The following is a 5,460-nucleotide window of genomic DNA, read 5'->3' as shown; positions in this document are numbered from 1 at the left end:
TGTGGCCGCGGCGTCCTACTCTCCCACACCCTCGCGAGTGCAGTACCATCGGCGCTGGGAGGCTTAGCTTCCGGGTTCGGAATGGGACCGGGCGTTTCCCTCCCGCTATGGCTGCGGCAACTTTATGGAACTATGTTGGGCGGTGCCCGTAGTTCGGGAACCGCACAGTGGACGCGAGCTTCAGCAGGATATCTTTGTGTGAAGTCAAGTTGTCGGCCTATTAGTACCGGTCAGCTTCAAGAGTCGTTAGTCCTCTCTTCCACATCCGGCCTATCAACCCCATGGTCTATAGGGGGCCTTCCGGACCGTAGTCCGTGGAAACCTCATCTTGAAACGGGCTTCCCGCTTAGATGCTTTCAGCGGTTATCCCTTCCCAACGTAGCCAACCAGCCGTGCTCCTGGCGGAACAACTGGCACACCAGAGGTTGGTCCACCCCGGTCCTCTCGTACTAGGGGCAGCCTTTCTCAAGTTTCCTGCGCGCGCAGCGGATAGGGACCGAACTGTCTCACGACGTTCTAAACCCAGCTCGCGTACCGCTTTAATGGGCGAACAGCCCAACCCTTGGGACCAACTCCAGCCCCAGGATGCGACGAGCCGACATCGAGGTGCCAAACCATGCCGTCGATATGGACTCTTGGGCAGGATCAGCCTGTTATCCCCGGGGTACCTTTTATCCGTTGAGCGCCGGCGCTTCCACATGCCACCGGCGGGTCACTAGTCCCGACTTTCGTCCCTGCTCGACCTGTCAGTCTCACAGTCAAGCTCCCTTGTACACTTGCACTCGCCACCTGATTGCCAACCAGGCTGAGGGAACCTTTGGGCGCCTCCGTTACTCTTTGGGAGGCAACCGCCCCAGTTAAACTACCCACCAGGCACTGTCCCTGATCCGGATCACGGACCGAGGTTAGATATCCAGAGTGATCAGAGTGGTATTTCAACAATGACTCCACCGAAACTGGCGTTCCGGCTTCAAAGTCTCCCACCTATCCTACACAAACCACACCGAATACCAATACCAAGCTGTAGTAAAGGTCCCGGGGTCTTTCCGTCCTGCTGCGCGTAACGAGCATCTTTACTCGTAGTGCAATTTCGCCGAGTTCGCGGTTGAGACAGCGGAGAAGTCGTTACGCCATTCGTGCAGGTCGGAACTTACCCGACAAGGAATTTCGCTACCTTAGGATGGTTATAGTTACCACCGCCGTTTACTGGGGCTTAAATTCGGAGCTTCGCCTTGCGGCTGACCCCTCCTCTTAACCTTCCAGCACCGGGCAGGCGTCAGTCCGTATACATCGTCTTGCGACTTCGCACGGACCTGTGTTTTTAGTAAACAGTCGCTTCTCCCTGGTCTCTGCGGCCCTCAAACGCTTCCCCACGCTAGGTGGTTCACGCCTCAGGCCCCCCTTCTCCCGAAGTTACGGGGGCATTTTGCCGAGTTCCTTAACCACGATTCACTCGATCGCCTTAGTATTCTCTACCTGACCACCTGAGTCGGTTTGGGGTACGGGCGGCTAGAACCTCGCGCCGAGGTTTTTCTTGGCAGCATAGGATCACCGATTTCCCCCTTGCGGGGTCACCATCAGGTCTCAGCCTATGTGAGTCACGGATTTGCCTATGACTCGGCCTACACCCTTAGACGTGGACTACCATCGCCACGCTCGGCTACCTTCCTGCGTCACCCCTGTTAATACGCTTGACTACTACGGATCTGGTTCGTGCGCGCCACCGAGCTCCCCCCGAAGGGTTCGCCGGCTTTGGGCACTTAGCATCGTCCGCCTCGTCATGGGCGGTTCTTCGCCGGTACGGGAATATCAACCCGTTGTCCATCGACTACGCCTGTCGGCCTCGCCTTAGGTCCCGACTTACCCAGGGCGGATTAACCTGGCCCTGGAACCCTTGGTCATTCGGCGGACGGGTTTCTCACCCGTCTTTCGCTACTCATGCCTGCATTCTCACTCGTGTGGCGTCCACCGCTGGGTTACCCCGCGACTTCACCCGCCACACGACGCTCCCCTACCCATCCACACGCCTGGACCACGAAGGCCTAGCGCAATGTGTGAATGACACAACTTCGGCGGTGTACTTGAGCCCCGCTACATTGTCGGCGCGGAATCACTTGACCAGTGAGCTATTACGCACTCTTTCAAGGGTGGCTGCTTCTAAGCCAACCTCCTGGTTGTCTATGCAACTCCACATCCTTTCCCACTTAGCACACGCTTAGGGGCCTTAGTTGGTGTTCTGGGCTGTTTCCCTCTCGACTACGAAGCTTATCCCCCGCAGTCTCACTGCTGCGCTCTCACTTACCGGCATTCGGAGTTTGGCTGACGTCAGTAACCTGGTGGGGCCCATCGGCCATCCAGTAGCTCTACCTCCGGCAAGAAACACGCAACGCTGCACCTAAATGCATTTCGGGGAGAACCAGCTATCACGAAGTTTGATTGGCCTTTCACCCCTATCCACAGCTCATCCCCTCGGTTTTCAACCCAAGTGGGTTCGGCCCTCCACGCGGTCTTACCCGCGCTTCAGCCTGGCCATGGATAGATCACTTCGCTTCGGGTCTAGACCCAGCGACTCAAACGCCCTGTTCGGACTCGCTTTCGCTACGGCTGCCCCACACGGGTTAACCTCGCCACTGAGCACTAACTCGCAGGCTCATTCTTCAAAAGGCACGCCGTCACCCCAGCTAAGGAGGCTCCGACGGATTGTAAGCACACGGTTTCAGGTACTATTTCACTCCCCTCTCGGGGTACTTTTCACCCTTCCCTCACGGTACTGATTCGCTATCGGTCAGCAGGTAGTATTTAGGCTTACAGAGTGGTCTCTGCGGATTCACACGGGATTTCTCGGGCCCCGTGCTACTTGGGATGACTCTCAGGAGTCCGCATGATTTCGTCTACGGGGGTCGCACCCTCTATGCCGGGCCTTTCAATGCCCTTCGACTATCACGCGGATTTCTGACTCCTCGGAAGATCGGCAGATCTCCCAGAAAGGTCCCACAACCCCGCATACGCAACGCCTGCCGGCTATCACACGCATACGGTTTGGCCTGTTCCGCTTTCGCTCGCCACTACTCACGGAATATCTCTTCCTGTCGGTACTGAGATGTTTCACTTCCCGACGTTCCCTCCACACGCCCTATGTGTTCAGGCGTGGGTCACTGGACATGACTCCAGCGGGGTTTCCCCATTCGGACATCCTCGGATCACAGCTTGTTTGCCAGCTCCCCGAGGCTTATCGCAGGCTACAACGTCCTTCTTCGGCTCCTACTGCCAAGGCATCCACCATGTGCTCTTAAAAACTTGACCACAGATATCAAAGATGCTCGCGTCCACTGTGCAGTTCTCAAACGACGGACGAACCCACCCCCACACCCCACACCTACCGACAAGATCGGCGGTTTGATGGGAGGAGATGGTCCGCAACCGTGCCCACCACCAGACACCGCCGCATCCATGACGGATACGAAGGTGAACCCTGGTGGGGGTTCGACGGTCTGAAAAGTTGAACTTACGTCCGACCCTTCAGGACCCAACAGCGTGCCAGCCGACAACCCCATCCGTGAGCAGCAACCGTTCCAACCCTCAAGGGGCGTACTAGAGAGACCGCAGCACTCAGGCTGCCGGCGCATGTCGATGTTCCATCCATGAGCCCCACCCAGACACGATCGGTCTGGAAGTGGGATCCTGACCTGCCCTCGAGGGACAAGTAGGTGCTCCTTAGAAAGGAGGTGATCCAGCCGCACCTTCCGGTACGGCTACCTTGTTACGACTTAGTCCCAATCGCCAATCCCACCTTAGACAGCTCCCCCTCTTACGAGTTGGGCCACTGGCTTCGGGTGTTACCGACTTTCGTGACTTGACGGGCGGTGTGTACAAGGCCCGGGAACGTATTCACCGCAGCGTTGCTGATCTGCGATTACTAGCGACTCCGACTTCATGAGGTCGAGTTGCAGACCTCAATCCGAACTGAGACCGGCTTTTTGGGATTCGCTCCACCTTACGGTATCGCAGCCCATTGTACCGGCCATTGTAGCATGCGTGAAGCCCAAGACATAAGGGGCATGATGATTTGACGTCATCCCCACCTTCCTCCGAGTTGACCCCGGCAGTCTCCTATGAGTCCCCACCATTACGTGCTGGCAACATAGGACGAGGGTTGCGCTCGTTGCGGGACTTAACCCAACATCTCACGACACGAGCTGACGACAACCATGCACCACCTGTATACCCCGCCGAAGCACTCCCCATCTCTGGGGATAGAGGGTATATGTCAAGCCTTGGTAAGGTTCTTCGCGTTGCATCGAATTAATCCGCATGCTCCGCCGCTTGTGCGGGCCCCCGTCAATTCCTTTGAGTTTTAGCCTTGCGGCCGTACTCCCCAGGCGGGGCACTTAATGCGTTAGCTGCGACGCGGAACTCATGGAAAGAGCCCCACATCTAGTGCCCACCGTTTACGGCGTGGACTACCAGGGTATCTAATCCTGTTCGCTCCCCACGCTTTCGCTCCTCAGCGTCAGTTGTGGCCCAGAGACCTGCCTTCGCCATCGGTGTTCCTCCTGATATCTGCGCATTCCACCGCTACACCAGGAATTCCAGTCTCCCCTACCACACTCTAGTCTGCCCGTACCCACTGCAGGCCCGAGGTTGAGCCTCGGGATTTCACAGCAGACGCGACAGACCGCCTACGAGCTCTTTACGCCCAATAATTCCGGACAACGCTTGCGCCCTACGTATTACCGCGGCTGCTGGCACGTAGTTAGCCGGCGCTTCTTCTGCAGGTACCGTCACTTTCGCTTCTTCCCTGCTGAAAGGGGTTTACAACCCGAAGGCCTTCATCCCCCACGCGGCGTCGCTGCATCAGGCTTGCGCCCATTGTGCAATATTCCCCACTGCTGCCTCCCGTAGGAGTCTGGACCGTGTCTCAGTTCCAGTGTGGCCGGTCGCCCTCTCAGGCCGGCTACCCGTCGTCGCCTTGGTGAGCCATTACCTCACCAACAAGCTGATAGGCCGCGAGTCCATCCCAGACCGAAAAACTTTCCCAACCCTCACCATGCGGTGGAGTCGCGTATCCGGTATTAGCCCCGGTTTCCCGAGGTTATCCCAGAGTCTGGGGCAGGTTACTCACGTGTTACTCACCCGTTCGCCACTGATCAGAAAAAGCAAGCTCTTTCATCACCGTTCGACTTGCATGTGTTAAGCACGCCGCCAGCGTTCGTCCTGAGCCAGGATCAAACTCTCCGTAAATGAATGGCGTACAACCACAGAACGTGGCATACAACATTACAGAGTACGTCTCCGAAAAGACTTATTTGACCTCTGACATCGAACAAAACATCATTGCTGACATTTCGTTGTCTACCAAAGGAATCCTGCACCCCCTCAAACGAAGGGATGCCGGGTTTTGGCATCGACATGTGGCACACTGTTGAGTTCTCAAGTTTCGGACGCGCACCGCCTCGACCC

General features: G+C 57.0%; 3 rRNA genes. All 3 read right to left on the bottom strand.

Features of this window, described 5'->3' with window-relative positions:
* Nucleotides 1-2 precede the first annotated feature (2 nt).
* The 3 genes from rrf to AOM07_RS14305 all read right to left on the bottom strand — a co-directional run bounded on the left by rrf (nt 3) and on the right by AOM07_RS14305 (nt 5,241).
* A 5S ribosomal RNA gene (gene rrf, locus AOM07_RS14315) occupies nt 3-119 on the bottom strand.
* Nucleotides 120-200: 81 nt separating this feature from the next.
* A 23S ribosomal RNA gene (locus AOM07_RS14310) occupies nt 201-3,303 on the bottom strand.
* Nucleotides 3,304-3,718: 415 nt separating this feature from the next.
* Nucleotides 3,719-5,241 (bottom strand): 16S ribosomal RNA (locus tag AOM07_RS14305).
* Together the 16S, 23S and 5S rRNA genes form the textbook arrangement of a ribosomal RNA operon.
* Nucleotides 5,242-5,460 lie beyond the last annotated feature (219 nt).

Source organism: Demequina rhizosphaerae (assembly GCF_000971255.1).
Taxonomy (GTDB): domain Bacteria; phylum Actinomycetota; class Actinomycetes; order Actinomycetales; family Demequinaceae; genus Demequina; species Demequina rhizosphaerae.
The sequence above is the reverse complement of the archived record's forward strand: the minus strand, read 5'-3'. Positions and strand labels throughout refer to the sequence as shown.